The organism is Amycolatopsis sp. SID8362, from assembly GCF_010550475.1.
Lineage (GTDB): Bacteria > Actinomycetota > Actinomycetes > Mycobacteriales > Pseudonocardiaceae > Amycolatopsis > Amycolatopsis eburnea.
This window is the reverse complement of record NZ_JAAGNB010000815.1, coordinates 1-250: the sequence shown is the minus strand read 5'-3', so window position 1 is coordinate 250 and position 250 is coordinate 1. Positions and strand designations below refer to the sequence as shown.

At 74.4% G+C, this 250-nt stretch carries 1 protein-coding gene; it reads right to left on the bottom strand.

From position 1 onward, the window contains the following. A partial coding sequence (locus G3I65_RS24995; RefSeq protein ID WP_375336714.1) for a PP2C family protein-serine/threonine phosphatase occupies nt 1–250 on the bottom strand: 250 nt, incomplete at both ends.

Genomic DNA, 250 nt, shown 5'->3' with positions numbered 1-250 from the left:
TCGCCGCGTCGATGCCGTGGCCGGCGACGTCGCCGACGCACAGCAGCACCTCGCCCGTCGGCAGCGCGACCGCGTCGTACCAGTCGCCGCCGACCAGGTGCTCCTTCTCCGCCGGCCGATAGCGGACGGCGGCCCGCAGGCCCGGCATGTCGATCGGGCCCTTGGCCGGCGGCATGATCGCGTGCTGCAGCTGCAGGGCGAGCCGGTTGCGCTCGATCGCCTCCTGCTCGGTCTCCGCGAGCTTGTCCCG